30 protein-coding genes are annotated in these 26,289 nt (G+C 59.9%); 23 read left to right on the top strand and 7 right to left on the bottom strand.

Annotation, left to right across the window (positions count from 1 at the left end; genetic code table 11):
• Nucleotides 1-131: 131 nt before the first annotated feature.
• From CHB75_RS02045 to CHB75_RS02060, 4 genes are read left to right on the top strand one after another with little or no spacing between them, the layout of a single operon-like run.
• Complete coding sequence (locus CHB75_RS02045; RefSeq protein ID WP_089268838.1) at nucleotides 132-1,109, top strand: carbohydrate ABC transporter permease; 978 nt, start codon at nucleotides 132-134, stop codon at nucleotides 1,107-1,109.
• A 15-nt stretch (nucleotides 1,110-1,124) separates the two neighbouring features.
• The gene (locus CHB75_RS02050; RefSeq protein ID WP_089268839.1) at nucleotides 1,125-2,381 is read left to right on the top strand and encodes a carbohydrate ABC transporter permease; all 1,257 of its coding nucleotides are present in this window, start codon (nucleotides 1,125-1,127) and stop codon (nucleotides 2,379-2,381) included.
• Between the two features lie 22 nt (nucleotides 2,382-2,403).
• Nucleotides 2,404-4,059, top strand: coding sequence for an alpha-amylase family glycosyl hydrolase (locus CHB75_RS02055; RefSeq protein WP_089268840.1), 1,656 nt, complete (start codon nucleotides 2,404-2,406; stop codon nucleotides 4,057-4,059).
• A 27-nt stretch (nucleotides 4,060-4,086) separates the two neighbouring features.
• Complete coding sequence (locus tag CHB75_RS02060; protein ID WP_089268841.1) at nucleotides 4,087-5,184, top strand: ABC transporter ATP-binding protein; 1,098 nt, start codon at nucleotides 4,087-4,089, stop codon at nucleotides 5,182-5,184.
• Between the two features lie 74 nt (nucleotides 5,185-5,258).
• On the opposite strand, the gene CHB75_RS02065 is transcribed toward CHB75_RS02060, so the two are convergent.
• From CHB75_RS02065 to CHB75_RS02075, 3 genes are all read right to left on the bottom strand, one after another.
• Complete coding sequence (locus tag CHB75_RS02065) at nucleotides 5,259-6,317, bottom strand: YeeE/YedE family protein (RefSeq protein ID WP_089268842.1); 1,059 nt, start codon at nucleotides 6,315-6,317, stop codon at nucleotides 5,259-5,261.
• 75 nt (nucleotides 6,318-6,392) lie between these two features.
• Complete coding sequence (locus CHB75_RS02070; protein WP_089268843.1) at nucleotides 6,393-6,728, bottom strand: ArsR/SmtB family transcription factor; 336 nt, start codon at nucleotides 6,726-6,728, stop codon at nucleotides 6,393-6,395.
• 55 nt (nucleotides 6,729-6,783) lie between these two features.
• The gene (locus CHB75_RS02075) at nucleotides 6,784-7,164 is read right to left on the bottom strand and encodes a thioredoxin domain-containing protein (protein ID WP_089268844.1); all 381 of its coding nucleotides are present in this window, start codon (nucleotides 7,162-7,164) and stop codon (nucleotides 6,784-6,786) included.
• 71 nt (nucleotides 7,165-7,235) lie between these two features.
• On the opposite strand from CHB75_RS02075, the gene CHB75_RS02080 reads away from it, so the two are divergent.
• From CHB75_RS02080 to CHB75_RS02145, 14 genes are all read left to right on the top strand, one after another.
• Complete coding sequence (locus CHB75_RS02080) at nucleotides 7,236-7,973, top strand: cytochrome c biogenesis CcdA family protein (RefSeq protein WP_089268845.1); 738 nt, start codon at nucleotides 7,236-7,238, stop codon at nucleotides 7,971-7,973.
• 84 nt (nucleotides 7,974-8,057) lie between these two features.
• On the top strand, nucleotides 8,058-8,636 hold the full coding sequence (locus CHB75_RS02085) for a thioredoxin family protein (RefSeq protein WP_089268846.1): 579 nt from the start codon (nucleotides 8,058-8,060) through the stop codon (nucleotides 8,634-8,636).
• Between the two features lie 111 nt (nucleotides 8,637-8,747).
• Entirely contained in the window at nucleotides 8,748-9,221 is a 474-nt protein-coding gene (gene soxX / locus CHB75_RS02090) for a sulfur oxidation c-type cytochrome SoxX (protein ID WP_089268847.1), read from the top strand.
• Between the two features lie 78 nt (nucleotides 9,222-9,299).
• On the top strand, nucleotides 9,300-9,719 hold the full coding sequence (gene soxY, locus CHB75_RS02095) for a thiosulfate oxidation carrier protein SoxY (protein ID WP_089268848.1): 420 nt from the start codon (nucleotides 9,300-9,302) through the stop codon (nucleotides 9,717-9,719).
• A 17-nt stretch (nucleotides 9,720-9,736) separates the two neighbouring features.
• A complete protein-coding gene (soxZ, locus tag CHB75_RS02100; RefSeq protein ID WP_089268849.1) occupies nucleotides 9,737-10,066 on the top strand; it encodes a thiosulfate oxidation carrier complex protein SoxZ in 330 nt (109 codons plus the stop codon).
• 55 nt (nucleotides 10,067-10,121) lie between these two features.
• Nucleotides 10,122-10,973 (top strand): sulfur oxidation c-type cytochrome SoxA, encoded by an 852-nt coding sequence (gene soxA / locus CHB75_RS02105; RefSeq protein WP_089268850.1) that lies wholly within the window; start codon nucleotides 10,122-10,124, stop codon nucleotides 10,971-10,973.
• A gap of 90 nt (nucleotides 10,974-11,063) precedes the next feature.
• On the top strand, nucleotides 11,064-12,761 hold the full coding sequence (gene soxB, locus CHB75_RS02110) for a thiosulfohydrolase SoxB (RefSeq protein WP_089268851.1): 1,698 nt from the start codon (nucleotides 11,064-11,066) through the stop codon (nucleotides 12,759-12,761).
• Nucleotides 12,762-12,839: 78 nt separating this feature from the next.
• The gene (soxC, locus tag CHB75_RS02115; protein ID WP_089268852.1) at nucleotides 12,840-14,105 is read left to right on the top strand and encodes a sulfite dehydrogenase; all 1,266 of its coding nucleotides are present in this window, start codon (nucleotides 12,840-12,842) and stop codon (nucleotides 14,103-14,105) included.
• On the top strand, nucleotides 14,089-15,150 hold the full coding sequence (locus tag CHB75_RS02120) for a c-type cytochrome (RefSeq protein ID WP_089268853.1): 1,062 nt from the start codon (nucleotides 14,089-14,091) through the stop codon (nucleotides 15,148-15,150). Before soxC ends, CHB75_RS02120 begins: the two co-directional genes overlap by 17 nt.
• Before the next feature lie 244 nt (nucleotides 15,151-15,394).
• Complete coding sequence (locus tag CHB75_RS02125; protein WP_089268854.1) at nucleotides 15,395-16,024, top strand: ATP-dependent Clp protease proteolytic subunit; 630 nt, start codon at nucleotides 15,395-15,397, stop codon at nucleotides 16,022-16,024.
• Nucleotides 16,025-16,179: 155 nt separating this feature from the next.
• The gene (clpX, locus tag CHB75_RS02130) at nucleotides 16,180-17,445 is read left to right on the top strand and encodes an ATP-dependent Clp protease ATP-binding subunit ClpX (RefSeq protein ID WP_089268855.1); all 1,266 of its coding nucleotides are present in this window, start codon (nucleotides 16,180-16,182) and stop codon (nucleotides 17,443-17,445) included.
• 138 nt (nucleotides 17,446-17,583) lie between these two features.
• Nucleotides 17,584-17,952 carry a RidA family protein gene (locus tag CHB75_RS02135; protein ID WP_089268856.1) on the top strand — a complete coding sequence of 123 codons (369 nt, stop codon included), beginning with the start codon at nucleotides 17,584-17,586 and terminating at the stop codon, nucleotides 17,950-17,952.
• Between the two features lie 111 nt (nucleotides 17,953-18,063).
• Nucleotides 18,064-18,447, top strand: coding sequence for an NADH:ubiquinone oxidoreductase subunit NDUFA12 (locus tag CHB75_RS02140; protein WP_089268857.1), 384 nt, complete (start codon nucleotides 18,064-18,066; stop codon nucleotides 18,445-18,447).
• Nucleotides 18,448-18,525: 78 nt separating this feature from the next.
• The gene (locus CHB75_RS02145; protein WP_089268858.1) at nucleotides 18,526-18,885 is read left to right on the top strand and encodes a DUF2155 domain-containing protein; all 360 of its coding nucleotides are present in this window, start codon (nucleotides 18,526-18,528) and stop codon (nucleotides 18,883-18,885) included.
• On the opposite strand, the gene aat is transcribed toward CHB75_RS02145, so the two are convergent.
• The 4 genes from aat to CHB75_RS02165 form a co-directional block, all read right to left on the bottom strand.
• On the bottom strand, nucleotides 18,849-19,484 hold the full coding sequence (gene aat / locus CHB75_RS02150) for a leucyl/phenylalanyl-tRNA--protein transferase (RefSeq protein ID WP_089268859.1): 636 nt from the start codon (nucleotides 19,482-19,484) through the stop codon (nucleotides 18,849-18,851). The two genes, CHB75_RS02145 and aat, sit on opposite strands and share 37 nt — an antisense overlap.
• An 85-nt stretch (nucleotides 19,485-19,569) precedes the next feature.
• On the bottom strand, nucleotides 19,570-20,922 hold the full coding sequence (accC, locus tag CHB75_RS02155; RefSeq protein ID WP_089268860.1) for an acetyl-CoA carboxylase biotin carboxylase subunit: 1,353 nt from the start codon (nucleotides 20,920-20,922) through the stop codon (nucleotides 19,570-19,572).
• A 10-nt stretch (nucleotides 20,923-20,932) separates the two neighbouring features.
• Complete coding sequence (accB, locus tag CHB75_RS02160; protein ID WP_089268861.1) at nucleotides 20,933-21,424, bottom strand: acetyl-CoA carboxylase biotin carboxyl carrier protein; 492 nt, start codon at nucleotides 21,422-21,424, stop codon at nucleotides 20,933-20,935.
• A gap of 133 nt (nucleotides 21,425-21,557) precedes the next feature.
• Nucleotides 21,558-22,106 (bottom strand): hypothetical protein, encoded by a 549-nt coding sequence (locus CHB75_RS02165; RefSeq protein WP_089268862.1) that lies wholly within the window; start codon nucleotides 22,104-22,106, stop codon nucleotides 21,558-21,560.
• Nucleotides 22,107-22,553: 447 nt separating this feature from the next.
• On the opposite strand from CHB75_RS02165, the gene dctP reads away from it, so the two are divergent.
• The 5 genes from dctP (at nucleotide 22,554) to CHB75_RS02190 (ending at nucleotide 26,229) form a co-directional block, all read left to right on the top strand.
• Nucleotides 22,554-23,570 carry a TRAP transporter substrate-binding protein DctP gene (gene dctP / locus CHB75_RS02170; protein ID WP_089268863.1) on the top strand — a complete coding sequence of 339 codons (1,017 nt, stop codon included), beginning with the start codon at nucleotides 22,554-22,556 and terminating at the stop codon, nucleotides 23,568-23,570.
• A gap of 73 nt (nucleotides 23,571-23,643) precedes the next feature.
• Nucleotides 23,644-24,273 (top strand): TRAP transporter small permease subunit, encoded by a 630-nt coding sequence (locus tag CHB75_RS02175; protein ID WP_089268864.1) that lies wholly within the window; start codon nucleotides 23,644-23,646, stop codon nucleotides 24,271-24,273.
• A gap of 4 nt (nucleotides 24,274-24,277) precedes the next feature.
• The gene (locus CHB75_RS02180) at nucleotides 24,278-25,678 is read left to right on the top strand and encodes a TRAP transporter large permease (protein WP_089268865.1); all 1,401 of its coding nucleotides are present in this window, start codon (nucleotides 24,278-24,280) and stop codon (nucleotides 25,676-25,678) included.
• A 174-nt stretch (nucleotides 25,679-25,852) separates the two neighbouring features.
• Nucleotides 25,853-26,041: a PLDc N-terminal domain-containing protein gene (locus CHB75_RS02185; protein ID WP_089268986.1), complete on the top strand. Its 189-nt coding sequence runs from the start codon at nucleotides 25,853-25,855 to the stop codon at nucleotides 26,039-26,041.
• 23 nt (nucleotides 26,042-26,064) lie between these two features.
• Nucleotides 26,065-26,229 (top strand): DUF1328 domain-containing protein, encoded by a 165-nt coding sequence (locus tag CHB75_RS02190; RefSeq protein WP_089268866.1) that lies wholly within the window; start codon nucleotides 26,065-26,067, stop codon nucleotides 26,227-26,229.
• The last annotated feature ends 60 nt before the right edge of the window (nucleotides 26,230-26,289 follow it).

The following is a 26,289-nucleotide window of genomic DNA, read 5'->3' on the forward strand; positions in this document are numbered from 1 at the left end:
TACAGCCCCGCGCCGACAGCAGGCGCGGGACATCCCCCGCCCACAGTGCCCGCGATAACGGGCAGGGCAGGGCAGTGGTGCGCGTACCCGAATGGGGCGCCATGTCGTTCCGAAATTGGGAGGGATCCGTCATGTCACCGGTTTTACAGGGTTTTATCACGATCATTGTAGGGGTCGGCGGCTGCGTCGCCTATTTTTACGCCTCCAATCTGATCCTGGACAAAGTGATCTTTCCGGCGCGCCACGACGATCACGGGCGCAACATCAACCGCGCCACGATGGTGCGGCCCTGGCTGTTCCTGTTCCCTGCGGTCTTCGCGCTGGGGCTGTATCTGGTCTATCCGGTGGTCGGATCCTTTGTCCGCTCGCTCTACAATCGGGCGGGGGACGAATTCATCGGCTTTGGCAACTACTCCCAGATGTTCAGCGAAGAAGGGTTCCGCACCGCACTGCTGAACAACATCCTCTGGGCGCTGGTCGTGCCTGCGGGGGCGACGTTCCTGGGACTGTTGGTGGCGCAGCTGACGGACAAGCTGCGCTGGGGTAATTTCGCCAAATCCCTGATTTTCATGCCGATGGCGATTTCGTTTGTTGGTGCATCGCTGATCTGGAAATTCGTTTATGCCAATGATCCCGACATCGGCATCATCAACGCGCTGCGGGACACGATGGGCATGGGGCCGGTGGATCCGATGCAGATCCCGTTCTGGAACAATTTCTTCCTGATGGTCATCCTGATCTGGATCCAGACCGGATTTGCCATGGTGATCCTGTCGGCGGCCCTGCGTGGCATCCCCGAGGAAACCATCGAGGCGGCGATCATCGACGGCGCGAACCCGTTTCAGATTTTCTTCAAGATCAAGGTGCCGCAGATCATGGGCACCATCGTGGTGGTCTGGACGACGATCACCATCCTCGTGCTCAAGGTCTTTGACATTGTCTATGCCATGACCGGCGGCAATTTCGATACTGAGATCCTGCCAAGCTACATGATGGATTACATGTTCCGCGACGACGGACGTGCCACGGCGGTGGCCTTTGTCATCATGATTATCGTGCTGCCGGTGATGGTCTGGAACATCCGCCAGGCCCGCAAAGAAATGCGCTGAGAAAGGACGAAGATCATGGACAATATGGCCGGACAGAAGACTTCGCTTTCCATCGTCACCAACATCAGCGTGATCGTGCTGGTGGTGCTTTGGCTGATCCCCACGGTGGGCCTGCTGGTGTCGAGTTTTCGCACCAACGACCAGATTTCGGCCAGCGGCTGGTGGGCCTCGATGTTCTCGGTCGAAGAAGCGATCCGCATCAGCCCCGAGCCTGCGGGGGCAAGCCGCAACGGCGATTATCATGTCCTGAGCGGCAACCTGTTTGAGGGCGGCAGCGGGTCGGTATCGGGCTTTGGCATTGCCGCGACCGCGCCGGGCGTGGCCGAGCCGGGGCAGGTCTATGCCCGCTACACCGTTGATGTGACCGAACCGGATGGCAAGGTTGACGACACCCGCATCGAGGTTGCCTATGACGCGGGCACCGAGGCGGTGATCCCCACGCAGGACGACGACGGCAACGCGGTGGTGCCGGGGACGGCAGTGCTGGAACGGTCGCTGGAGGTTACTGAGAATGGCGATTTCACCTATGTCTCGGACAAAGAGATCAAGCGCGCGCCGTCTGTCTATATCACCACGATGCAGCCCCCGAGCTTCAGCCTGAAGAATTACCAGACGATCATGGCGTCGGACAACATGGACCGGGCGTTCATCAACACGCTGACGGTGACGATCCCCGCTACGATCATCCCGATCCTGATCGCGGCCTTTGCGGCCTATGCACTGGCCTGGATGGATTTCGCCGGGCGCGGGTTCCTGATTGCCATGGTGGTGGGCCTGCTGGTCGTGCCGCTGCAACTGGCGCTGGTGCCGCTGCTGCAGCTTCACAACAAGATTGGCATCGGGCAGTCGTTTCTGGGCATCTGGCTGGCGCATACCGGCTTTGGCCTGCCTCTGGCGATCTATCTGCTGCGCAACTACATGGTTGGCCTTCCACGCGACATCATCGAAAGCGCAAAGGTCGACGGTGCCACCGATTTTCAGGTGTTCACCAAGATCGTGCTGCCGCTGTCCTTTCCGGCGCTGGCGTCCTTTGCCATCTTCCAGTTCCTGTGGACTTGGAACGATCTTCTGATCGCCAAGGTCTTTCTGCCGTCAAATTCCGAAAGCTGGGTGATGACGGTCAAGATCGCCGACGACCTGCTGGGGTCGCGCGGGGGGGACTGGGGTATCCTTGCGGCCGCGGCCTTCATATCGATCGCGGTGCCGCTGTTTGTGTTCTTTGCGATGCAGAAATATCTGGTGCGCGGGCTGCTGGCCGGCTCCGTCAAGTAAACGATAACGAAAGACTCCTCATATGACCAATCCGGCAGACCTTTCCATGCCATCCGCAACGCAGGACACCGACTGGTGGCGCGGCGCGGTGATCTATCAGATCTACCCGCGCAGCTTTCAGGACAGCAATGGCGACGGTATCGGCGACCTTCTGGGCATCGCGCAGCGTCTTCCCCATGTCGCCTCGCTGGGTGTCGATGCTGTCTGGATTTCGCCCTTCTTCAAATCGCCGATGCGGGATTTCGGCTATGATGTCTCTGACTATTGCGACGTCGATCCTATGTTCGGAAGCCTTGCCGATTTCGACATCCTGATCCAGACCGCACACCGGCTGGGGCTCAAGGTGCTGATCGACCTCGTGCTGTCGCACTCCTCGCAGGATCACCACTGGTTCAAGGAAAGCCGTCAGAGCAAGGATAACGAGTTCGCCAACTGGTATGTCTGGGCCGATGCCAAGCCCGATGGCACGCCGCCCAACAACTGGCTGTCGATCTTTGGTGGCAGCGCGTGGGAGTGGGATCCGTCCCGCTGCCAGTACTATCTGCACAACTTTCTGACTGAACAACCCGACCTCAACTTTCACGAACCGAAGGTACAGGAGGCGCTGCTGAACACTGCGCGCTTCTGGCTGGACAGGGGCGTGGACGGCTTTCGTCTGGATACGATCAACTTTTACGTTCACGACGCGCAGCTGCGTGACAACCCGCCCCTGCCACCTGAGGAACGCAACCCGATCACCGCACCGGCAGTGAACCCCTATACCTGGCAGAACCACCTCTATGACAAGACGCAGCCTGAAAACATCGAGTTTCTGCGCAAGTTCCGCGCGGTTCTGAATGAATACAATGCCGCCGCCGTGGGCGAGGTGGGGGATGATCAGCGCGGCCTCGAAATTCTGGGTCAATACACCGCCGGTGATGACCTCATGCACATGAGCTATGCTTTCGAGCTGCTCTCGGATCATGTTCCGACCCCCGACTATATCACGGATGTGATGAACAAGATCGCCGAGGTCGCATCGGACGGCTGGGTCTGCTGGGCGTTTTCCAATCACGACGTGCCACGCCACATCACACGCTGGAAATTGTCGGATGCCGGTGCGCGCTGTTTCACCACGCTGATGATGTGCCTGCGCGGGTCGGTCTGCCTGTATCAGGGCGAAGAGCTGGCGCTGCCCGAGGCCGATGTCGCGTTCGAGGATCTGCAAGACCCCTATGGCAAACGCTTCTGGCCGGCCTTCAAGGGGCGCGACGGATGCCGCACGCCAATGGTCTGGGAACCGAACAATCAGAACGGCGGCTTCACGCAGGGAAATCCATGGCTGCCGGTCAGCCATGAACACCTGAACCGGGCCGTATCCACGCAGGAACAGGACCCGGCCGCGATCCTGCACCATTACCGCCGCGCGGTCGCGTTCAGGCGCAGCCATCCGGCGCTGGCCAAGGGCGAAATCCATGATCTTGGCACCTCGGGCAGCATCCTGCATTTCATCCGGACCGAGGGCGATGTCTGTATCTTCTGCGCCTTCAACCTGAATTTTGAGCCTGCAACCATAGCCATGCCCGAGGGCAATTGGCGCCAGATCGGTGCCGAACTGGGCAGCGCGGGCGCGGCACCGGACGGCAAACTGCATCTTGGCCCCTGGCAGCCCGCGCTGCTGATCCGTGCCAAGGCGTAAACCATAAGATCCTAGGGAGGGGACCGCATGGCCAACCTGAAACTCAAAGACGTCGCCAAGACCTACGGCGGCACGATCGATGTTCTCAAGAACATCAACCTCGATATCAAGCAGGGTGAGTTGATCGTCTTTGTCGGCCCGTCCGGCTGCGGTAAATCCACGCTGCTGCGGATGATTGCGGGCCTCGAAAAGATTACCGGTGGGACGCTGGAAATCGATGGCCAGCTGGTCAACAACGTCCCGCCCGCCCAGCGTGGCATCGCGATGGTGTTCCAGTCCTACGCGCTTTATCCGCACATGACGGTGCGCGACAACATGAGCTTTGCGCTCAAGATCGCCAAGAAGTCGCCGGAAGAGATCGAAAAGGCCGTGGCGAAGGCGGCAAAGATCCTGCAGCTGGACGACTACCTTGATCGTCTGCCCAAGGCGCTGTCGGGGGGGCAGCGGCAGCGGGTGGCGATCGGGCGGTCCATCGTGCGCGACCCCAAGGTGTATCTGTTCGACGAGCCGCTTTCGAACCTTGATGCGGCACTGCGCGTGGCCACCCGGATCGAGATTGCGCAACTGAAGGAAACCATGCCCGACAGCACGATGATCTATGTCACCCACGATCAGGTCGAGGCGATGACGCTGGCGACGCGGATCGTGGTGCTGGCGAATAAGGGGATCGCGCAGGTCGGCACGCCGCTGGAGTTGTACGAGCGGCCCAACGGCGAATTCGTGGCGCAGTTCATCGGCTCTCCCGCGATGAACCTGCTGCCGGGCGAGGTGATTGCGACGGGTCCGCAGACCACGGTAAAGATGGCAAACGGCGGCGTGGCTGTGTCAGATTACCCGACGCTGGACTCGGACATGGGCCGCAAGGTGAATGTCGGTGTGCGGCCAGAGGATTTTCTTGAGGTCGCGACGGGCGCGGATTTCATCTTCAACGGCAAGGTGAACATCACCGAGGCCTTGGGTGAGGTCACGCTGCTCTATTTCGAAAAGGAACCGGGCGCGTCGGATGCGGTGATCGGCAAACTGCCGGGCATCCATTCGGGCCTGCGCGGCACAGAGGTCAAGCTGGGCGCTGTACCAGCGAAGGTGCATATATTCGCGGACGGAGAGTCACTGCTGTATCGGTAATGGGATGTGACTATGGTGCCCTGCGGCCCGGGCGTCCGCTCCGGACTTGCCCGCCGCAGGGGCGGTAACTCAGGTCACTCTGCCGGCTGAAATCCCATGATCAGCTGACGCAGGCCAAGCGCCGCACCACCAAAAATCGCCGCGCTTGTGACCGGCGCGCTCCAGGCTAGAAGGGAAAAGGCGCTGAGCCCCTGACCGACGGTGCATCCCATCGCAATCACGGCACCGACTCCCATCAGAATGGCGCCAAGTATTTGCCGACGCAATTCGCGCGGATCCTCGCAGGCCTCCCACCGGAACAGCCCTTTGTAGAGCGACCCCAGAAACGCGCCTGTCCAGACCCCGGCAACCGATCCCACCGCAAAGCTGAGCGGACGGGCACTGCCTGACATGAACCACAGGATCGTTTCGCCCACGGGGGCGGCAAAGCTGTGCGAGGCGACGGGCAGTGCCTCAAATCCCGTGGCTGCGATCCAGGCGGTGCCGGCCCAGCCGGAAATCACGGCGATACCCACCATGACGGCCCAGAAGATATGTTCAGGATGATTCCAGACCGGGCGCGCAGCCAGCGAGATCACCAGCAGAACCGCGCCACATGCAATGCCGATCCAGCTGACGGGTATCCCTGTAAAGCTGCCGATCTGATGTGCGATCCCGTCGGGAACAAGGTTGGTTGATGCAACCTGCGGGAACAGCGCGTCGCGCAGCGGGGCGAGGGGGCCACTGAGAACCGTATAAGCCGTCACGCCAATAACCAGCACGATCACGAAGCTGCGCAAATCCCCGCCGCCAAGCCGCGCCAGCGCGCCATAGCCGCAGCTGCCCGCCAGGGCCATGCCATACCCAAATAGCGCCCCGCCGCAAATCGAGGCAAGCGGTTGCCAGCGCGCACCGAGATAGGGTGTATGAGAGACGTCGAGCCAACCCGCCGCAATCAGGCTGAAACTGCCCATCACGGCAATGCCGATGGCGACGCCCCAGTGACGGATGCGAACCGATGAGCCGCCGTAAAGCAGGTCCTCGATCGCGCCGAGGCTGCAGAACCGGCCCAGCCGTGCGGCAAGGCCAAGCAGTAGACCGCCCAAAAGCCCCACACCGGCGACAGCCAGATGTTCGTAAGTCATGCCGAGCATGTCTGGTCTCTCCTCCTTGACCTGACGCGCAGTAAGGGCAGAGTATGCAGACGCATGCAAAAGCGTGCAAGTGTTTCAGTCGTCCTTGCAGAAAAGTTCGTAGACGCATTCCAGCATCTTGCGCGGGCGATCATCCGCAAGGCGGTAGTAGATCGCCTTGCCGTCGCGCCGCGGCACGACCAGCCCTTCGAGCCGAAGGCGCGACAACTGCTGCGACACGGCGGCCTGACGGGCGGACAGCAGGTCTTCAAGCTCGGTCACTGATTTTTCGCCGTTGACCAGGTGGCACAGGATCATCAACCGCCCCTCGTGGCTGATGGCCTTGAGAAAGCCGGCAGCGTGGGCGGCCTTATCGGCGATGCGGTCGAATTCTGCATCGGACATGTCATTGCTGAGGATGGGCAAGGTCATGAGGCGGGTTCCTGTTTCGGGTCAGTTATTTGTGTCGCTCTGCCAAAGGTCTGCATCAGGAGGCGGGAAATGTAAATTCAGTGTGCTCCTGCAGGATCATGTCAAGCAACCCCCAGAAGAAATCTTCGCCGGGATAGCCTTCGATCCGGGCCTGTTCCTGACCATCCGCGATCAGAATGAAGGTCGGTGTATAGGTAACCTTGCGGGCAAAGCTGATGCCTTCGGGTGGTCCGGCACGCAGATCGGCGCGTATCAGCGGGGCAAACTGGCCTTCGGGGGTCTTGGGATAGATCGGGGCGATCACCTCGTTCCACATGCCGCAGTAAACGCAGCCGGGCTGTTCGACCATGATAAGCCTCGGCTCGGCATCGGCCGCGCCGCTCCAAAGAGCCACACTGGCCGCAAGGCTGGCGAAAAATCTTGTCAACTTGAGCATGTCCCGATTGACGTTAAGCAATCTAATCACATAATCTGAATATGTGAATTAATCAAGGGTGGGTATCTGAAATGCTGGACATGTCATTTGCAGGTGCCGCCTTTGCAGGCATTCTCAGTTTCTTTACCCCCTGTATCCTGCCGATGGTACCCTTTTACCTGTGTTACATGGCGGGTCTGTCCATGTCGGAACTGCGCAGCGATACCGGTATTGCGCCGGGTGCCCAGCGTCGGTTGCTGCTGTCGTCGGTGTTCTTTGCGCTGGGGGTGACGACGATCTTTGTGCTGATGGGCATGGGGGCCACGGCGCTGGGGCAGGCCTTTGCCGACTGGCGCCAGCCGCTAAGCTATGTGGCCGCCGCGATCCTGGCAGTGTTCGGGCTGCACTTCCTCGGGGTGATCCGGGTGCCGCTGCTGTATCGCGAGGCAAAGATCGAAAGCACGGCCGAACCGACCACGGTGCTGGGTGCCTATGTCATGGGCTTGGCCTTTGGTTTTGGCTGGACGCCCTGCGTCGGCCCGGCGCTGGCGTCGATCCTGATGATTGCATCCGGCATGGGTGACATCTGGCGCGGCGGGCTGCTGTTGATGGTCTACGGCTTGGGCATGACAGCGCCGTTCATCGTGGCGGCGCTGTTTTCCGGCCCGTTCCTGCGATGGAGCGCGCGGCACCGATCGACCCTGGCCTATGCCGAAAAGGTGATGGGCGTGATGCTGATCGTCTTTGCTATCCTGATCGCGACAGACAGCGTGAACCTGATCTCGGATGCATTGATTCGGTGGTTTCCGGGGTTCACGTCGCTCGGTTGACGGGGTCGTGACGACGTCGTTGGAAGATCAGAGCCGGGAAAAGGGGGGCCGCGATGCAAGGCGGCAATGATGAAAGGGAGCATTATGATACGGATGATATTGATGGCGGTGACTGCGATGCTGGCACTGCCGGGCTGGGCGGCTGAACTGGGCGATGATGGCCTGCACAAGACCGCCTGGATGCGCGACACCTTCAAGGATCTGCGCGAAGATCTGGACGAAGCCAACGCAGAAGGCAAACGGCTGGTGCTGTTCTTTGAACAGCGCGGCTGCGTCTACTGCACCCAGATGCACGAAGAGGTATTTCCGCGCCCCGAGATCAGCAGCTATATTTCGGACAACTATTTTGTGGTACAATTGAACCTGCACGGAGACACTGAGGTCACCGATCTGGACGGAGAAGTGCTGAGTGAAAAGGCGGCGGCGCGCAAGTGGCGCGTGCTGTTCACCCCGACGATCCTGTTCCTGCCCGAAGAGGTGCCGACCGCTGAGTCGGCAGCCGATGCGGCGGTGGCAGTGATGCCGGGGGCATTCGGGCCGGGCACCACGCTGGATATGTTCACCTGGGTCAACGAAAAACGATACACTCTTGAAACCGATGAGGATTTTCAGCGATACCACGCAAGACGGATCCAGGAACGCAACAACGGATCGACGGATTGAATACACGCAATCATTCATTTTTGTGAATTTGTCTTGCGTCTTGGGGTGGTGGTGCCCTAAGTTAAGTTTCAGGCCGACGCGACTTGAGATCGGACAGCCTAGGGAGGAACCATGAGGCTCACAACACTCACACTGGCCATGACGCTGGCGGCGGGCACGGCATTTGCCAATCCTGTCGTACCCGGCGACGTGACTTATACTGAATACGGCGCTGTCGAGGCATCGCTGAGCGGCGCAGCCGGCGATGCTGCCGAGGGTGCCAAGGTGGTTTCGACCCGGTCGATGGGCAACTGCGTGGCCTGCCATCAGGTATCTGCGCTGGACGCTGCCTTTCAGGGCAATGTCGGACCAAGTCTGGATGGCGTCGGCGACCGCTGGAACGAGGCCGAGCTACGTGGAATCGTGGCCGATGCCAAAATGACTTACGAGGGCACGATGATGCCGTCGTTCTACAAGACGACTGGCTATATCCGCCCCGGCGATGCCTACACCGGCAAAGCAGCCAAGGGCGAACTTGAGCCGCTTCTGAGCGCGCAGCAGATCGAAGATGTTGTAGCGTTTCTGATGACACTGAAGACGCAGTAACAGCCCCCCGGGGCAGGGCGCTACTGCGCGTCACGAGACAGGGCGCGCATACCGCGCCACGAGACAAGGAGACACCGTATGGATTTCACAAGACGCGAGACACTGGCCCTAGGTGCCGGCGCGGCGCTGATGAGCTTTCTGCCGATGCGCGCCAATGCAGAGGCAGTTGACGATCTGATCGCCGCATTCACCGGCGGTGCCGAAATGGGGGATGCGGGCGTAGATCTGAATGCGCCCGAGATCGCCGAGAACGGCAACACCGTGCCGGTCGAAGTCAGCGCCCCCGGTGCCAAGGCCATCCTGCTGCTTGCAGCCGGCAACCCGACGCCGCCGGTGGCACAGTTCAACTTTGGACCGCTGGCTGGCAGCCAGACTGCCAGCACCCGTATTCGCCTTGCCGGCACGCAGGATCTTATCGCCATCGCCCAGCTTGGCGACGGCACCTTTGCGCGCACCAGCAAGACGGTCAAAGTCACTATCGGCGGCTGCGGCGGCTGAGTTAAGGAGTTCAAGATATGGCAACAGGTGTAAAACCCCGCGTCAAGGTTCCCGGTTCGGCATCCGCCGGAGAGGTGATCACCATCAAGACGCTGATCAGTCACCCGATGGAATCCGGCCAGCGCAAGGACAGCGACGGCAACAAGATCCCGCGCTCGATCATCAATCGCTTTACCTGCGACTTCAACGGCCAGAACGTGATCGACGTCACACTGGAACCGGCGATCTCGACCAACCCGTATGTCGAATTTCAGGCCACTGTGCCGGAAACGGGCGAGTTCCAGTTCAAATGGTATGATGACGACGGCTCTGTCTACGAGGACAACAAGCCGATCACCGTCGGCTGAAGAACGGCAGCGACCGGGCCTGAAAACGGCCCGGCGCCTCAATGGGAGGGATAAGATGCTGAGAACAACAACAACTGCTCTGGCTGCCGGGCTGATCGCAGTGGCGACTGGTGCCTGGGCTGATCCGAGCGAAAACGATCTGGTCATCAACGGCGATCTCGAGATCACCACTCATGCCGAGGCCCCGGCCTATATTGAGGGCCTGAGCGAGATCTATTCCGGCTGGCGTTTCCGCGAAGTGGATACGCAGGCCACGCAGATGGACGATTTCGACAACCCGGCGTTTCTTGCTGTCGACGCGGCCCAGGAAGCCTGGGACACGGTCGATGGGGATGCCGGTAAATCCTGTGCCTCCTGCCACGGCGACGCCATGGAAAGCATGGCTGGCGTGCGCGCGACATATCCCAAGTGGAATGCCGACGCCGAAGAAGTCCGCACCCTGGCGATGCAGATCAACGCCTGCCGCACCGACAACATGGAAGCAGCGGAATACGGCTATACTTCGAACGACATGACCGGGATGGAGGCGCTGATTTCGGTCGCGTCGCGCGGTATGCCGGTCAATGTAGCGATCGACGGCCCGGTCCAGTCCACCTGGGAGCAGGGCAAAGAGATGTATTACACGCGCTACGGCCAGCTCGAACTGTCCTGCGCGAATTGCCACGAAGACAATTATGGCAATTACATCCGTGCGGATCACCTGAGCCAGGGCCAGATCAACGGCTTTCCGGTTTATCGCCTGAAAAACACCAAGCTGAATCAGGTGCAGGACCGCTTCAAGGGCTGCATCCGCGACACGCGTGCCGAGACGTTCAAGCCGGGCAGCCCCGAATTTGTGGCGCTTGAGCTTTATGTCGCTTCGCGCGGCAATGGTCTTGATGTCGAGGCGCCCAGCGTCCGTAACTAAGTCTTTGCCCCGTGCCTGATTCAAGGCGCGGGGTTTTTCAAACTAAACACATGCACACATGCGCATGTGTACTGACCGAAAGGGCAAGCGATGATTTCGAGACGCGACTTCATGCAGGTCTCCATGGCCGCCTCGGCTCTGGTGGGGGCCTCTGGTTTTGGCAACTGGTCCCGTCTGGCCGCGCAGCAGCGTCTGACGCAGGACCAGCTGTTGCAGTTCGACACATTCGGCAACGTGTCGCTGATCCATATCACTGACATCCATGCGCAGCTGAAGCCGATCTATTTCCGCGAACCCGAGGTCAATATCGGTGTCGGCGCGAACAAGGGTGCGGTGCCGCATGTCACCGGTGCCGATTTCCGCAAGATGTACGGCATCGAAGATGGCAGCCCTTCTGCCTATGCCCTTACCTATAACGATTTTTCTGCTCTTGCGTCGGAATATGGCCGCGTCGGCGGGCTTGATCGGGTGGCGACTGTCGTCAACTCGATCCGCGCGGAACGCCCCGATGCGATCCTGCTGGACGGCGGCGATACCTGGCATGGTTCTTACAGCTGCTACAAAACGGCCGGGCAGGACATGGTTAACGTGATGAACGGGCTGAAGCCGGACGCGATGACCTTCCACTGGGAATTCACGCTTGGCTCCGAGCGGGTGAACGAGATCGTCGCCGGTCTGCCCTTTGCGGCCCTCGGTCAGAACATCTTTGACGCCGAATGGGACGAACCGGCCGAGGCGTTCAAGCCTTATCAGTTCTTTGAACGTGGTGGGGTCAAGGTGGCGGTGATCGGTCAGGCATTCCCCTATATGCCCATCGCCAACCCCGGTTGGATGTTCCCCGAATATTCGTTTGGTATCCGCGACCAGCACATGCAGGAAATGGTGGACGAAGTGCGCGGGCAGGGGGCTGAACTGGTCGTACTGCTCAGCCACAACGGCTTTGACGTCGACAAGAAGATGGCCAGCGTCGTCACAGGAATCGACGTGATCCTGTCGGGCCACACCCATGATGCGCTGCCCGAACCCGTGCTGGTGGGCGAAACGATCATCGTCGCCTCTGGCAGCAACGGCAAATTCGTGAGCCGCGTCGATCTGGACGTGCGTGACGGACGGATGATGGGCTTCCGGCACAAGCTGATCCCGATCCTTTCGGATGTCATCACACCGGATCCTGCGATGACGGCCCTGATCGATGAACAGCGCGCGCCGTTTGCGGCAGAGATGTCCGAAGTGATTGGTACCGCCGGCAGCCTGCTTTACCGGCGCGGCAATTTCAACGGTAGCTGGGATGATGTAATCTGCGATGCGCTCTTGTCCGAGCGCGAGGCCGAGATTGCCCTGTCGCCCGGCGTGCGCTGGGGGCCATCGATCCTGCCCGGTCAGGACATCACCCGCGAGGATATCTGGAACGTTACATCCATGACCTATCCCAACGCCTATCGTACGGAAATGACGGGCGAATTCCTCAAGGTGGTGATGGAGGACGTGGCCGACAACCTGTTCAACCCCGACCCATTCTACCAGCAGGGCGGCGACATGGTGCGCGTCGGTGGCATGGGCTACCGCATCGACGTGACCAAGCCGCAGGGCGAGCGGATTTCCGACATGACGCTGCTTTCGACCGGCGAGTCCATTGACCCGTCGCGCAACTACGTCGTCGCCGGCTGGGCCAGCGTCAACGAGGGCACCGAAGGCCCGCCGATCTGGGATGTGGTCGAAAGTCACATCCGCAAGCTGGGCACTGTGACGCCCAAGGAAAACACCAGCGTGTCGGTGGTCGGGGCTTAGGCCCCGCCCGTCTGGCACTAAACTTTTTGGCAATTCCATTCACATAGGCGAATGTGTGGATGTGAAAGGAGGCAGGATATGACGTCCGATACAAAACTCAAAGCCACCTCGCGCCGCGCCTTTCTCAAGGCGTCACTGGCGGCCGGTGGAACGCTGGCAGGGGCTGGCATGGCGCGGGCAGGCGATCCGCTGATCACCGAAGTACAGCCCTGGGCACAGGGCTTTGGCGATCCGGTGGATGCGACGCCATACGGGCTGCCGATCCGGTTCGAAAGCGATGCCGTCCGGCGCAATGTGCCGTGGCTGACCGCTGATCCCATCAGCTCGATCAACTTTACCCCAATCCACGCGCTGGATGGAACGATCACACCGCAGGGTTGCGCGTTTGAACGGCACCATTCGGGCGCCATCGAACTGGCCAAGCCCGATTACCGTCTGATGATCAACGGCATGGTGGATAAACCGCTGGTGTTTTCTTACGAAGACCTCGAACGGTTTCCCCGTGAAAACCACGTGTATTTCCTGGAATGTGCGGCCAACACCGGCATGGAATGGGCGGGGGCGCAGTTGAATGGCGCGCAGTTCACCCACGGTATGATCCACAACATGGAATACACCGGCGTTTCGCTGCGTACCCTGCTTGAGGAAGCGGGCTATGACACCTCGGCCAAGTGGATCTATGTCGAAGGCGCGGATGCCTCGTCCAACGGCCGTTCGATCCCGATGGAAAAGGCACTGGACGATGTGATCGTCGCCTTCAAGGCCAATGGCGAAGCGTTGCGCAAGGAACACGGATACCCTGTGCGGCTTGTGGTGCCGGGCTGGGAAGGTAACCTGTGGATCAAGTGGCTGCGCCGGATCGAAGTCACCGATCAGCCGGTCGAAAGCCGCGAAGAGACCAGCAAATACACCGACGTTCTGGCGGATGGCACGGCGCGCAAATTCACCTGGGTGATGGATGCGAAATCCGTTGTCACATCGCCCAGCCCGCAGGCGCCGATCACCCATGGACCGGGACCTCTGGTCATCACCGGCATGGCGTGGTCCGGACATGGGCGCATCACCCGCGTCGATGTCAGCAAGGATGGCGGCAAGACCTGGGAAACCGCGCGTCTGGCGCGCGAGGGCGAGAACAAGGCGCTCACGCGCTTCTATCTGGATACCGAATGGGACGGCAGCGAAATGCTGCTGCAATCCCGCGCCATCGATGAAACCGGGTATGTCCAGCCGACCAAGGCACAGCTGCGCGAAGTGCGCGGGCTGAACTCGGTCTATCACAACAACTGCATTCAGACCTGGTGGGTCAAGCCAACGGGGGAGGCTGAAAATGTCGAAGTATCCTGAAACCCTTTGCGCCGTTATCGTTAGTGCGCTGATCGCGGGCCCTGCGGTGGCCGGTCCTTTCGGACTGGGCCGCGTGGCAGAGCCGGACGAGATTGCCGCCTGGAATCTTGACGTGTCGCCTGATGGCACAGGTCTGCCCGACGGCTCCGGTTCGGTCGCGGACGGTGAGCAGATTTTCTCTGACAACTGTGCCAGCTGCCACGGCGAATTTGCCGAAGGTCTGGGCAACTGGCCCAAGCTCGCCGGTGGCGACGGAACGCTGGCCAATGTCGATCCGGTCAAGACGGTGGGGTCCTACTGGCCGTACCTCTCGACCACCTGGGACTACGTGAACCGCTCCATGCCGTTCGGCAATGCCCAGAGCCTGAGCGCGGACGATGTCTATGCCATCACCGCCTATATTCTGTATTCCAACTTTCTGGTCGATGATGATTTCGTGCTGAGCCGCGAGAATTTCACCGAGGTGGAAATGCCCAATGTCGGCGGTTTCATCCCCGATGACCGGCCCGAATCGGAATATGCCCACTGGCGGGTTGAGCCCTGCATGACCGACTGCAAAGGCGTGGTCGAAATCACCATGAAGGCGACGGTTCTGGATGTGACACCGCAGGAATCCACGGACACTGCGGAACCGGCCGAATCTTCCGCTGCAACGGCGCAGGCAGAGGCAGTTCCCGTGGAGCAAGCAGCCGAGCCTGCCCCGGTGGCAGAGCCGGTTTTGGCGGCTTTCGATCCGGATCTGGCGGCAGCGGGCGAAAAGGTGTTTCGCAAGTGTCGCGCCTGTCACGAGGTTGGCGCGGATGCGAAAAACAAGGTCGGCCCGCAGCTGCACGCCATTGTCGGTCGCACAGTCGGATCGGTCGATGGCTTCAAGTATTCCAAGGCGATGGCGTCGGATGGCGGAACCTGGAGCGAAGAGTATCTCGCTGCATTCCTGGCCAATCCGAAAAAGGCGATGAAGGGCACCAAGATGTCCTTTGCCGGTCTCAAGAAAGACTCGGACATCGCCGCTGTGACGGAATACCTCAAAAGCGTCGTAGAATAAGTCAAAGTCCGCCGCAGGCCGCAACAGCGCGCCCTGCGGCGGATCTGTCCCAAGCCCTTGTAAGCTTTACCCGGGTCTCCCCGGCTGCCCCGCGCGCGCGTCGCTGCGGGGCAATTGTCTTGTGTCGGCACTGTCGGGCCCTTATTTACTGTCGGCCCCTTGCGGGTACCTAAGCCCAACACTAAGACTCTGGTAACCGCGACAAGATAGACACGTTTACAGCAGCAGCAGCAGGCAGGCCGACATGAGAGACCCAGTTGAAACTTACATGAACCTCGTGCCGATGGTGGTCGAACAGACCAGCCGTGGCGAACGGGCCTATGACATTTTTTCGCGCCTGCTCAAGGAACGGATCATTTTCATCAACGGCCCGATCCATGACGGGATGAGCCACCTGATCGTGGCGCAGCTTCTCCACCTTGAGGCAGAGAACCCCGCAAAAGAAATCAGCCTCTACATAAACTCGCCCGGTGGCGTGGTGACGTCGGGCCTGTCGATCTACGACACGATGCAGTACATCAAACCAAAGGTCAGCACCCTGTGCATCGGCCAGGCCGCTTCGATGGGTTCTGTCCTGCTCGCTGGCGGCGCGCCCGGCATGCGCTTTTCGCTGCCCAACAGCCGCATCATGGTGCACCAGCCCTCGGGCGGGTATCAGGGCCAGGCGTCCGATATCATGATCCACGCGGCCGAGACGCAAAAGCTCAAGGATCGGCTTTACGACATCTATGTGAAGCACACCGGCCAGACAAAAAAGGCCGTTGAAAAGGCGTTGGACCGCGACAATTTCATGTCGCCGGAAGAGGCCAAGGAATGGGGTCACATCGACGAAATCGTGGCGAACCGTGACGCCGTCGAAGAGACGAAGTCCTGAAACGATAACTGCGCCTGCGGGGGCTGATGCCCCCGCGCGGCAAATTTTGCGATTGTAGAGCGGAAATCCCTGTCCTAAGCTGATGGGAACTTAACGGCTGGCGCGGAAATTTGGCCTATTCAGAGGCCTGGCCAGACGGTGAAGAAAGGTGCGATATGGCGACGAATTCTGGCGGTGACAGCAAGAACACCCTTTACTGCAGCTTTTGTGGCAAAAGCCAGCATGAGGTCCGCAAACTGATCGCCGGACCGACTGTGTTCATTTGCGACGAATGTGTCGAACTGTGTATGGATATCATTCGGGAAGAGACCAAGGGCTCTGGCCTCAAAGCTGCTGATGGTGTGCCGACACCTCGCGAAATCTGTAATGTTCTGGACGATTACGTAATCGGGCAGATGATGGCAAAGCGTGTGCTGTCGGTCGCGGTCCACAACCACTACAAGCGTCTGAACCACAGCCAAAAGACCAACGACATCGAGCTGAGCAAATCCAACATCCTGCTGATCGGTCCCACCGGCTGCGGCAAGACGCTGCTGGCCCAGACGCTGGCGCGGATTCTGGATGTGCCGTTCACCATGGCGGATGCAACGACCCTGACCGAGGCCGGTTATGTCGGCGAGGATGTTGAAAACATCATCCTCAAGCTGCTGCAATCGTCCGAATACAATGTCGAGCGCGCGCAACGCGGCATCGTCTATATCGACGAGGTCGACAAGATCACCCGCAAGTCCGAAAACCCGTCGATCACACGCGATGTTTCGGGCGAGGGCGTGCAACAGGCGCTGCTGAAGCTGATGGAAGGCACCGTGGCAAGTGTTCCGCCGCAGGGCGGCCGCAAGCATCCCCAGCAGGAGTTCCTGCAGGTGGACACGACCAACATCCTGTTTATCTGCGGTGGCGCCTTCGCCGGTCTTGACCGGATCATCTCGCAGCGCGGCAAGGGTTCTGCCATGGGCTTTGGTGCCGATGTGCGCGACCTTGATGCACGCGGCGTAGGCGAAGTCTTCAAGGATCTCGAACCTGAGGATCTGCTCAAATTCGGTCTGATCCCGGAATTTGTCGGACGTCTTCCGGTTCTGGCAACGCTTGAGGATCTGGACGAAGATGCTCTGGTGACCATCCTGACCCAGCCCAAGAACGCGCTGGTCAAGCAGTACCAGCGCCTGTTCGAGATGGAAGATACCGCGCTGACCTTTACCGACGATGCGCTGACCGCAATCGCCAAACGGGCCATTGCCCGCAAGACCGGCGCACGTGGTCTGCGCTCGATCCTCGAGGCAATCCTGCTGGAGACGATGTTCGAACTCCCGGGGATGGATGAGGTGATCGAGGTTGTGGTCAACGAAGAGGCCGTAAACTCGGATGCCAAGCCGCTCATGATCTATGCCGATCAGAAAAAAGAGCCGGCCACAGCAGGCTGATCAAGCTGAACATTTCAGTCACGGGGGCGGGGTAAGACCCCGCCCTTTTTGCATCTGAGATTGCGAAAGGGTGTTGACTTGGCGGGACGCAACGCGTTGATGCTGAGGCACCTTGACCTACCCCAGAAAGGGTCCCTCATGACGATCAAACGCATCCATTCCGGCAGCCCCTTCGAGGAAAAAATCGGTTACTGCCGCGCTGTTGTCGCCGGTGGCTTTGTGCATGTGGCAGGGACAGTGGGGCAGGGCGACACCGTCGAAGAACAGTGCCGTACGGCGCTTGGAACCATTGGCTGGGCGTTGCGGCAGGCCGGTGCGGGGTTCTCGGATGCGGTCCGGGTCACATACTATCTGCCGACCGCTTCGGATTTCGAAAAGTGCTGGCCAATCCTGGCTGAGACCTTCGGAGACAATCCGCCGGTCGCCACGATGATCGAATGCGGCCTGATTGACGCCAAGTACCGGATCGAAATCGAACTGACCGCGCTGGCCCCCGTGGCAGCCTGATTTCACAAAGATTTAACCCTGGGGAACCGCCAAACTGCGCCTGCGGCAAGGCTGCGCTGGACGTCGTTCACGCGATGGTTCATAGATAGCTGAACTACGAAGGAGTCTTCCATGGGCATTCTCAGCAATCTTCTGCGCGCCGTGACATGGTGGAACGGCCAGACACTGAATACTCAGCTTTACACTTGGCGCAAAGGCCAGCGGGTGGGCGATGATTCGCAAGGGAACATCTTCTACCAGACTGCCGACGGTAAGCGCCGCTGGGTGATTTTCAATGGTGAGGCCGAGGCGAGCCGGATCGGGTCTGAATGGCACGGCTGGCTGCATCACACCTATCAGGACCCGCCGACCGAACGGCCGATGGTCCACAAGGTCTGGGAAAAGCCGCATCAGGAAAACCTGACAGGAACTGCTTTAGCCTATGCGCCAGCCGGGTCGATACGCCGTGCCGAGCCTGCTGACAGAAGTGACTACGAGGCCTGGAGCCCGGAATAGTCACATGTCTATTTTTGCCACGGGTGTATTGTGCATTTCCTCCAAGGGTGCCGGACGCTGCGGCGTAGAGGTCACCGAATGATCCGTTTTACAGCCCTTTTCCTGGTGGCGATGAGCCTGAGTGCGCAGGCGCAGGAAGCCGTGACAGATTCCAACGGCGCCACGCTACGCGCGCTCGACAAACTCACCGGCAAAGTCACGGACATGGAACTCTCCAAGGGAGAGCGTCAGGCCTTGGGCCGTATCGAGGTTGAGCTGGACGATTGTCGCTACCCGGAAGGCAACCCGGCCGGGGACGCATATGCCTTTGTAACAATCCGCGAGTCCGGCAAACCTGATCCGATTTTTCGCGGCTGGATGGTGGCTTCGGCACCAGCTCTGAACGCCATGGATCACGCGCGCTATGACGTCTGGGCCATGCGCTGCCAAACCTCCTGAGCTGACGTCTCAAGCGACACCCCACAAAAATCCGCCGTCTTTTCTGAAGCTTGCTGCAAGAGTTGATGATACTTGGAACGCGTGATTTCAATCGCACCAAGAGAGGCGAGGTGCGGTGTCAGAAATTGCGTGTCGAACAGGCAAAAGCCTGTTCTTCTGAGATGATCCACCAGCCAGGTCAACGCCAGTTTGGACGCGTCGGTGCGGCGTGAAAACATGGATTCGCCGCAGAACGCCGCGCCAACGGTTACGCCATAGACGCCACCAGAAAGGCGTCCATCCTGCCATATTTCCAAAGAATGCGCGTGCCCAAGAGAGAAGAGAGTTGTGTAAAGCTCCCGGATTTCGGGATTGATCCAAGTCTCAGGACGGTCGGCACAGGCATCAATCACCCCCGTGAAATCCATATCGATGGTAACGTTATAATCTGGTCTGATCAGCCTGCGCCCCAAGCTGCGCGAAACGTGAAATCCGTCCAGTGGAAAGATGCCGCGTCGGCGGGGGTCGACCCAGAAGATATCTGGGTCGTCGCGGCTTTCTGACATCGGGAAGATGCCATTTCGATAGGCCTGAAGCAGAAGATCGGGCGAGACGGTCACGAGGCAGCGCGCCCAAAAGTTTTCAGAAAACTTTTGGCAAGACTTTTGTCAAAAGTCTTGGGCGCGGCCTGGATCATGCAGCGCCTCAGTCCTGTTTCAGAGTTTGTTCCAGCCAGTGCTCCAGCCAATGGATGTTGTAGTTGCCCGAATGAATGTCGGGTTCTTCCAGCAGTGCGTGAAACAAAGGAACCGTCGTATCCACGCCGTCCACAATCAGCTCGCCCAGTGCGCGATGGAGCCGGGCCAGGGCCTCGGTCCGGTCGCGGCCGTGCACGATGAGCTTGCCGATCAGGCTGTCGTAGTAGGGGGGGATCTTGTACCCATCATAGAGCGCGGAATCCATCCGTACGCCCAACCCGCCCGGCGCATGATACTGGGTGATCCGACCCGGAGATGGCGAGAAGTTTGGCAGCTTTTCAGCGTTGATTCGTACCTCGATCGAGTGGCCGTTGATCTTGAGATCCTTTTGTTCAAAGGACATCGGCAGCCCCGCCGCGACGCGGATTTGTTCGCGCACCAGATCGACGCCAAAGATCGCTTCGGTGACGGGGTGTTCCACCTGCAATCGGGTGTTCATTTCGATGAAGAAGAACTCGCCCTTTTCGTAGAGAAATTCGATTGTCCCGGCACCGGCATAATCGATCTTGGCCACAGCATCGGCGCAAACCTTGCCGATACGCGCGCGCTCTTCTTCTGAAATACAGGGGCCCGGTGCCTCTTCCAGCACTTTTTGATGCCGACGCTGGAGTGAGCAGTCACGCTCACCCAGATGCACGGCACCGCCCTTGCCATCGCCAAAGACCTGGATCTCGATGTGGCGGGGCGTGGTCAGGTATTTCTCTATATAGATTTCATCGTTGCCAAAGGCGGCCTTGGCTTCGGACCGGGCCGTCAGGAAGGCACGCTCCATTTCGGCGTCATTGTTCGCGACCTTCATGCCGCGTCCGCCACCGCCCGCAGTGGCCTTGATGATCACCGGATAGCCGATTTCGGCTCCGACGCTCCTGGCGGTTTCAAGATCAGGCACAGCGCCGCCCGATCCGGGAACGCAGGGCACACCAAGCGCTTTCATGGTCTCGATGGCGGTGATCTTGTCGCCCATGACACGGATGTGTTCCGCAGTCGGACCGATGAATGTCAGGCCGTGATCTTCGATAATCTGCACAAACTTTGCATTTTCGGACAGAAAACCATAGCCGGGGTGGATGGCTTGCGCGCCCGTGATTTCACAGGCCGAAATGATCGCGGGGATCAGCAGGTAGCTGTCTGCCGAAGGCGGTGGCCCGATGCAGATCGTTTCGTCCGCCATGCGCACGTGCATTGCATCGCTGTCTGCGGTCGAATGTACGGCCACCGAGGCGATGCCCATCTCGCGGCAGGCACGGATAACACGCAGGGCAATTTCCCCGCGGTTGGCGATCAGAATTTTGTCAAACATTGCCAGTGCCCTATTCCAGGATCACGAGCGGAGCGCCGTATTCGACCGGCGCGCCATCCTCGACCAGAATACGCTTCACGGTGCCCGCCCGGGGTGCAGGAATATGGTTCATGGTTTTCATCGCTTCGACGATCAGCAGTGTATCGCCTTCGGAAACCTGCTGTCCCACGCGGATAAACGCCGGCGATCCCGGTTCACCCTGCATGTAGACCGTGCCAACCATCGGGGAACTGACCGCCCCGGGATGGGAAGCTGGATCTTCGGCTAGCACAGCTGCCGGGGCAGCGGCGGGGCCGGGGGCACCAGCGGCCGGGGTCAAAGCCGGAGCCGGGGCCGATGCATAAACGGCCGGTGCCGGGTGCATGCGACTCACGCGCACGTTCAGACTGTCGTCTTCGCCGTAATCGCGTTTGACCTGCAGTTCCGTCAGATCGTTTTCGCGCAAAAGTTCTGCCAGTGCCTTAATGAAGGCCACGTCGGAGTCGTAAGTATTCTTGTTCATGCCATCCTCGCCCGGTTCCTATCGCGTCATACCCCTTGGGCTGCGCGTGCGGTTGCCCGCTTATAGGGCATCAGGACGACCATGAAAAGCGATGCAATTAGGAGAACCAAACTCAATGGTTCGCAAGGTTTCCCTAGGCGTATGAAAGGCGTTGCGCAGGTTGCTCAGCTGGAAGCGTCGTAAATGCGGTATGGCTTCGGTCGCTGGCGTCTGCCGACGTCGTTGTGGATGATCTGGTTTCTGGCTGGGGCAATTCGGGAAGTTGCTTGTAACCCGAAGCCGTTGCATCACGCCGCGGCTCGGCCGGCAAAGCTTCGCTTTCCCCATCGATTTCGGCGGTGTCCTCGTCGTTGCCGCTGACTTCCTTGCCAGCTTCCACATCTTGTTCGCCTTCAGGCCCCTGGCCAGGCGGGAACTCGGCCTGTTTGGTCAGCATGGCGCTGATCTTGAGCTGTATGATCGACGGCGGAGCAACATGAGTCGTGGGGTCCGGCTCACCGCCGGCTGCGCGCCAGAACTGGGTCGGAGACTTTTCCTGCATCATGTCGGTGTCGCTCGACGATTGCTGCGTAACGGCGGTTACGCGCGTGACGCTTTTGGTCTGGGCGCTGGTTTCAGGCAGGCCGAACGGATGGCCGGTCGAAACGGGGGCGGCCCAGGGTGGAAGGACCGAGAAATGCATTTCAAACTCCTTTTGGTTGAGAGGCCTTCAAACTTCACTTTACCACATATCGCTGATCTTACCGTCGGAAAGGAGTCCAGAATCGGAATTTTCGTTCATGAAGGTTAAGATACACGTTTGTTTTCGTTAACCAATTTTTCCCGCTCATCCTCCAGACAGGAACCTCGCACAGCAAACGGGCGCGTGTTTCTGCGGCGGGAAGGTCAGCTATTCCTCCAGTGCATTGCGGTCTCAATGAGGTCCCTCAAACCCACTGGCTCTACGATCTGGACGATGCATTCAATGACGGTCGCCAGGGGGATGTCATCACGATTCCCCCGCGTCAGGACCCGCGATTTCGCCGCTATGCCCATGACAGGATACCAATAGGGTTGCGCCTCCGCGTCGATCCTTTAGGTTTTCCGCTTCAGGCGGGACACACCGCCATTCAACCGGGAGGAAGACCACATGAATCACATCGCAGCCAAACTGACTGTCGCCGCGTTCAGCCTAGGACTCGCCACAGAGGCTATGGCCACTGAATGGAACGTCTCTGTCTGGGGCAAGCGCCGTGCCTTTACCGAACACGTCCACAAGCTGGCCGAACTGGTCGAGCAGAAGACAAACGGCGAATTCACCATGAATATCAGCTACGGTGGTCTGTCCAAGAACACTGAAAACCTTGACGGAATCAGCATCGGCGCCTTCGAGATGGCGCAGTTCTGCGCCGGTTACCATGCCGACAAGAACCGTGCGATCACCGTTCTGGAACTGCCCTTCCTGGGTGTGAACACGTTGGCAGAAGAGGTCGCTGTCAGTCACGCTGTCTACGCTCACCCCGCCGTGGCCAAGGAAATGGCCCAGTGGAACGCCAGGATGCTGATGACCTCACCGATGCCGCAGTACAATCTGGTGGGCACCGGCAAGGCGCGTCACAAGATTTCCGAGTTCGGCGGCATGCGCGTCCGTGCAACCGGCGGCATCGGCGAAGCCTTCCGTGCCGTGGGCGGTGTCCCGACATCCGTGACCTCTTCCGAGGCGTATCAGGCGATGGAATCCGGCGTGGTCGACACCGTCGCCTTTGCCCAGCACGCCCACCTGTCCTTTGGCACAATCAACGAGGCCGACTGGTGGACCGCCAACCTCAACCCCGGCACCGTGAACTGCCCGATCGTTGTGAACATCGATGCCTATGACGCGCTGAGCGACGCCGAGCGCGAGGCGCTGGACAGCTCGGTCGACGAATCAATCGCCTACTATCTCGATAACTACGGCGAACTGCTGACGCGCTGGGATGCCGTACTGGCGGAAAAGGGCGTGGAAAAGGTGATGATCTCTGACGAAGAGCTTGCCGAGTTCAAAAAGGTCGCAGGCGATCCGATCCAGCAGGCCTGGATCAAGGAAATGAGCGCGCAGGGCATGCCCGCTCAGGAACTTTTTGATCTGGTGAACGACACCCTGGCCAAGACCCGCGCCGGCAACTGATCGACCCCGCGGCCCCGGCAGTTCTGCCGGGGCCATTTCCATTACTGACCAATAAGACAGGAGTCCGCCCCCGATGGCAGGCACTTCCTCTGTACTGCGTGACGCCTCTCTTCTCAGCGCCCTTGACCGGTCTCTTGACGTGGTCGAGCGTTTCTTTGCGCTGATCTCTGGCATCTTCGCCTTTGGCCTCATGGTGCTGGCGGTGGTTTCTGTCACCGGGCGCAACGGCTTCAACAAACCGCTGTCGGGCTATGTCGACTGGATCGAAGCCTTCATGCCGCTGATCGCGATCCTTGGTATTTCATATGTGCAGCGCAACGGCGGGCACATCCGCATGGATATCGTGGTCGGGGCGCTGAAAGGCCGCGCGCTATGGCTGGCGGAATTCATCACCACCTTTGGCGTGCTTCTTCTCATGGCGGCGCTGGTCTGGGGCTCCTGGGCGCATTTTGACCGCAGCTTTGACATGTCCGCCCCGCTCTGGAGCCGTGACAGTTCGATCGACATCGGTCTGCCGATCTGGCCGGCCAAGCTGGTCGTGCCGGTGGCCTTCTTCGTGCTCTGCCTGCGGCTGATCCTGCAACTCTGGGGCTATGGGCGGGCGTTTATCCTTGGGCTGGAAAACCCCGTCGCCGTACCGCTGATCATGAGCGTGGCCGAACAGGCCGCCGCCGAAGCCGAACATATTCAAGGGCGGGACTAAAGCCATGGACTCCATCGAAATTGGCCTCTGGGTCACGGGCGGCATGTTGGTCATGGTCGTGCTTGGCATGCGCGTGGCCTTTGCCGCGGCACTTGCGGGCCTCATCGGCCTGATCTGGATCTTCTGGGACAAGAAGGATTACGAACTCGCACAGCTCGGCTGGGCGCTGACCGTCGCCATCAAGACGGCAGGGCAGGTGCCCCACGGCAAGGTCGCCTCGCAGGCTCTGTCGCTGATCCCCACCTTTATCCTCATCGGCTACCTCGCTTATTACGCCGGCCTCACGCGGGCATTGTTCGAGGCCGCCAAACGCTGGATCGCCTGGGTGCCGGGTGGCCTCGCCGTGTCGACCGTATTCGCGACCGCCGGCTTTGCGGCCGTGTCGGGCGCATCCGTGGCGACGGCGGCGGTGTTTGCCCGCATCGCGATCCCGGAAATGCTGGCCGTCGGATATGACAAACGCTTTGCCGCCGGTGTCGTGGCGGCGGCGGGCACGCTGGCATCGCTCATCCCGCCCTCGGCTATTCTGGTGATCTACGCGATCATCGTCGAACAGGACGTGGGCAAACTGCTGCTCGCGGGCTTCATCCCCGGCGTATTTTCGGCCTTTGTCTACACTGGCCTGATCATCGGCCTCGCGCTGACGGTCAAGGGTTTCGGCCCGCCCGTCACCGGCTTCACCTGGCGCGAGCGTTTCGAATCCCTGCCGCCCGCAATGCCGATCTTTGCGGTGGTGATCATCATCATCTTCTTCGTCTACAACCCCTTTGGCGGCGACGCATGGGGCACCCCGACCGAAGGCGGCGCCATCGGGGCCTTCATCGTCTTTGTCATCGCGGTCTTTCGCGGCATGCGGTGGGCCGAACTCAAGGACGCCCTGATGGAGACGGCCAAGCTGTCGGTGATGATCTTCACCATCATCTGGGGCGTGCTGATCTATGTCCGCTTCCTTGGCTTTGCCGATCTGCCAACCGCCTTTTCCGACTGGATCACCTCGCTGCACTACTCGCCCATGATGATCCTGATCTGCATCCTGCTGGCCTATGCGGTGCTGGGCATGTTCATGGATGCCATCGGCATGCTGCTGCTGACCCTGCCGGTGGTCTATCCCGCCGTCATGGCGCTGAACGGGGGCGAATATGTGTCTGCCGCCGACAGCGCCTTTGGCATGAACGGCACGATGTGCGCGATCTGGTTCGGCATCCTCGTGGTCAAGATGGCCGAGTTCTGTCTGATCACGCCACCCATCGGGCTCAACTGCTTTGTGGTGGCAGGCGTGCGCGACGACATATCGGTGCATGATGTGTTCCGCGGGGTCATGCCGTTCTTCTTTGCCGATGGCGTGACGATCGCGCTGCTGGTGGCCTTCCCATCCATCGTGCTCTGGCTGCCGTCACTGGCGTAAAACAAACCACAAAAGGCGTCGGCCCGCTACGGCGGGCTGGCGCTACCCTTGGACCAGACAACTCCCATCCGGCTCAATTTTCGTGCCGCCTTGGGAACCATCACGCCTCTGTGACGTTGCTCCTTTAGAAATCCTGACCGCCGTTGGCAGGATGCAACACAGGAACGTCACATGCTGGATTACGCAGGACTCGGCGGCCTTATTGTTCTCGGGCTGGACCTTTACGCGATCATTTCGATCTTTGGGTCAAACCGCGGCACGGGATCAAAGGTGCTTTGGACACTGCTCATTCTGGTGCTTCCGATCCTCGGCTTCATCATCTGGCTTGTCGCCGGGCCGCGGTCGCGTCGCAGTCATGTCTGACGTTTCACTTTAGGAGTCGAAAAATGCTGTACTGGGCCGTTATTTTCTTTGTCGTCGCCATTATTGCCGGTGTGTTCGGCTTTGGCGGTATCGCGTCTGCATCCGCTGGCATCGCACAGATCCTCTTTGTGATCTTCCTGGTGCTGTTTGTGGTGGCTCTTCTGGCCCGCGTGCTTCGCAAGGTCTGATTGCATCTGCAACGCAACGCCATGGTCGCCCCTGACCATGGCGAGCGCCAGGATGAAAGA

The sequence above is a fragment of the Puniceibacterium sediminis genome (genome assembly GCF_900188035.1).
In the GTDB taxonomy this organism is placed as follows: domain Bacteria; phylum Pseudomonadota; class Alphaproteobacteria; order Rhodobacterales; family Rhodobacteraceae; genus Puniceibacterium; species Puniceibacterium sediminis.

Coding starts and splice junctions, on each gene's coding strand:
- CHB75_RS02045 (WP_089268838.1), top strand. CDS start 132: ATGTCACCGGTTTTACAGGGTTTTATCACGATCATTGTAGGGGTCGGC.
- CHB75_RS02050 (WP_089268839.1), top strand. CDS start 1,125: ATGGACAATATGGCCGGACAGAAGACTTCGCTTTCCATCGTCACCAAC.
- CHB75_RS02055 (WP_089268840.1), top strand. CDS start 2,404: ATGACCAATCCGGCAGACCTTTCCATGCCATCCGCAACGCAGGACACC.
- CHB75_RS02060 (WP_089268841.1), top strand. CDS start 4,087: ATGGCCAACCTGAAACTCAAAGACGTCGCCAAGACCTACGGCGGCACG.
- CHB75_RS02065 (WP_089268842.1), bottom strand. CDS start 6,317: ATGCTCGGCATGACTTACGAACATCTGGCTGTCGCCGGTGTGGGGCTT.
- CHB75_RS02070 (WP_089268843.1), bottom strand. CDS start 6,728: ATGACCTTGCCCATCCTCAGCAATGACATGTCCGATGCAGAATTCGAC.
- CHB75_RS02075 (WP_089268844.1), bottom strand. CDS start 7,164: ATGCTCAAGTTGACAAGATTTTTCGCCAGCCTTGCGGCCAGTGTGGCT.
- CHB75_RS02080 (WP_089268845.1), top strand. CDS start 7,236: ATGCTGGACATGTCATTTGCAGGTGCCGCCTTTGCAGGCATTCTCAGT.
- CHB75_RS02085 (WP_089268846.1), top strand. CDS start 8,058: ATGATACGGATGATATTGATGGCGGTGACTGCGATGCTGGCACTGCCG.
- soxX (WP_089268847.1), top strand. CDS start 8,748: ATGAGGCTCACAACACTCACACTGGCCATGACGCTGGCGGCGGGCACG.
- soxY (WP_089268848.1), top strand. CDS start 9,300: ATGGATTTCACAAGACGCGAGACACTGGCCCTAGGTGCCGGCGCGGCG.
- soxZ (WP_089268849.1), top strand. CDS start 9,737: ATGGCAACAGGTGTAAAACCCCGCGTCAAGGTTCCCGGTTCGGCATCC.
- soxA (WP_089268850.1), top strand. CDS start 10,122: ATGCTGAGAACAACAACAACTGCTCTGGCTGCCGGGCTGATCGCAGTG.
- soxB (WP_089268851.1), top strand. CDS start 11,064: ATGATTTCGAGACGCGACTTCATGCAGGTCTCCATGGCCGCCTCGGCT.
- soxC (WP_089268852.1), top strand. CDS start 12,840: ATGACGTCCGATACAAAACTCAAAGCCACCTCGCGCCGCGCCTTTCTC.
- CHB75_RS02120 (WP_089268853.1), top strand. CDS start 14,089: ATGTCGAAGTATCCTGAAACCCTTTGCGCCGTTATCGTTAGTGCGCTG.
- CHB75_RS02125 (WP_089268854.1), top strand. CDS start 15,395: ATGAGAGACCCAGTTGAAACTTACATGAACCTCGTGCCGATGGTGGTC.
- clpX (WP_089268855.1), top strand. CDS start 16,180: ATGGCGACGAATTCTGGCGGTGACAGCAAGAACACCCTTTACTGCAGC.
- CHB75_RS02135 (WP_089268856.1), top strand. CDS start 17,584: ATGACGATCAAACGCATCCATTCCGGCAGCCCCTTCGAGGAAAAAATC.
- CHB75_RS02140 (WP_089268857.1), top strand. CDS start 18,064: ATGGGCATTCTCAGCAATCTTCTGCGCGCCGTGACATGGTGGAACGGC.
- CHB75_RS02145 (WP_089268858.1), top strand. CDS start 18,526: ATGATCCGTTTTACAGCCCTTTTCCTGGTGGCGATGAGCCTGAGTGCG.
- accC (WP_089268860.1), bottom strand. CDS start 20,922: ATGTTTGACAAAATTCTGATCGCCAACCGCGGGGAAATTGCCCTGCGT.
- accB (WP_089268861.1), bottom strand. CDS start 21,424: ATGAACAAGAATACTTACGACTCCGACGTGGCCTTCATTAAGGCACTG.
- CHB75_RS02165 (WP_089268862.1), bottom strand. CDS start 22,106: ATGCATTTCTCGGTCCTTCCACCCTGGGCCGCCCCCGTTTCGACCGGC.
- dctP (WP_089268863.1), top strand. CDS start 22,554: ATGAATCACATCGCAGCCAAACTGACTGTCGCCGCGTTCAGCCTAGGA.
- CHB75_RS02175 (WP_089268864.1), top strand. CDS start 23,644: ATGGCAGGCACTTCCTCTGTACTGCGTGACGCCTCTCTTCTCAGCGCC.
- CHB75_RS02180 (WP_089268865.1), top strand. CDS start 24,278: ATGGACTCCATCGAAATTGGCCTCTGGGTCACGGGCGGCATGTTGGTC.
- CHB75_RS02190 (WP_089268866.1), top strand. CDS start 26,065: ATGCTGTACTGGGCCGTTATTTTCTTTGTCGTCGCCATTATTGCCGGT.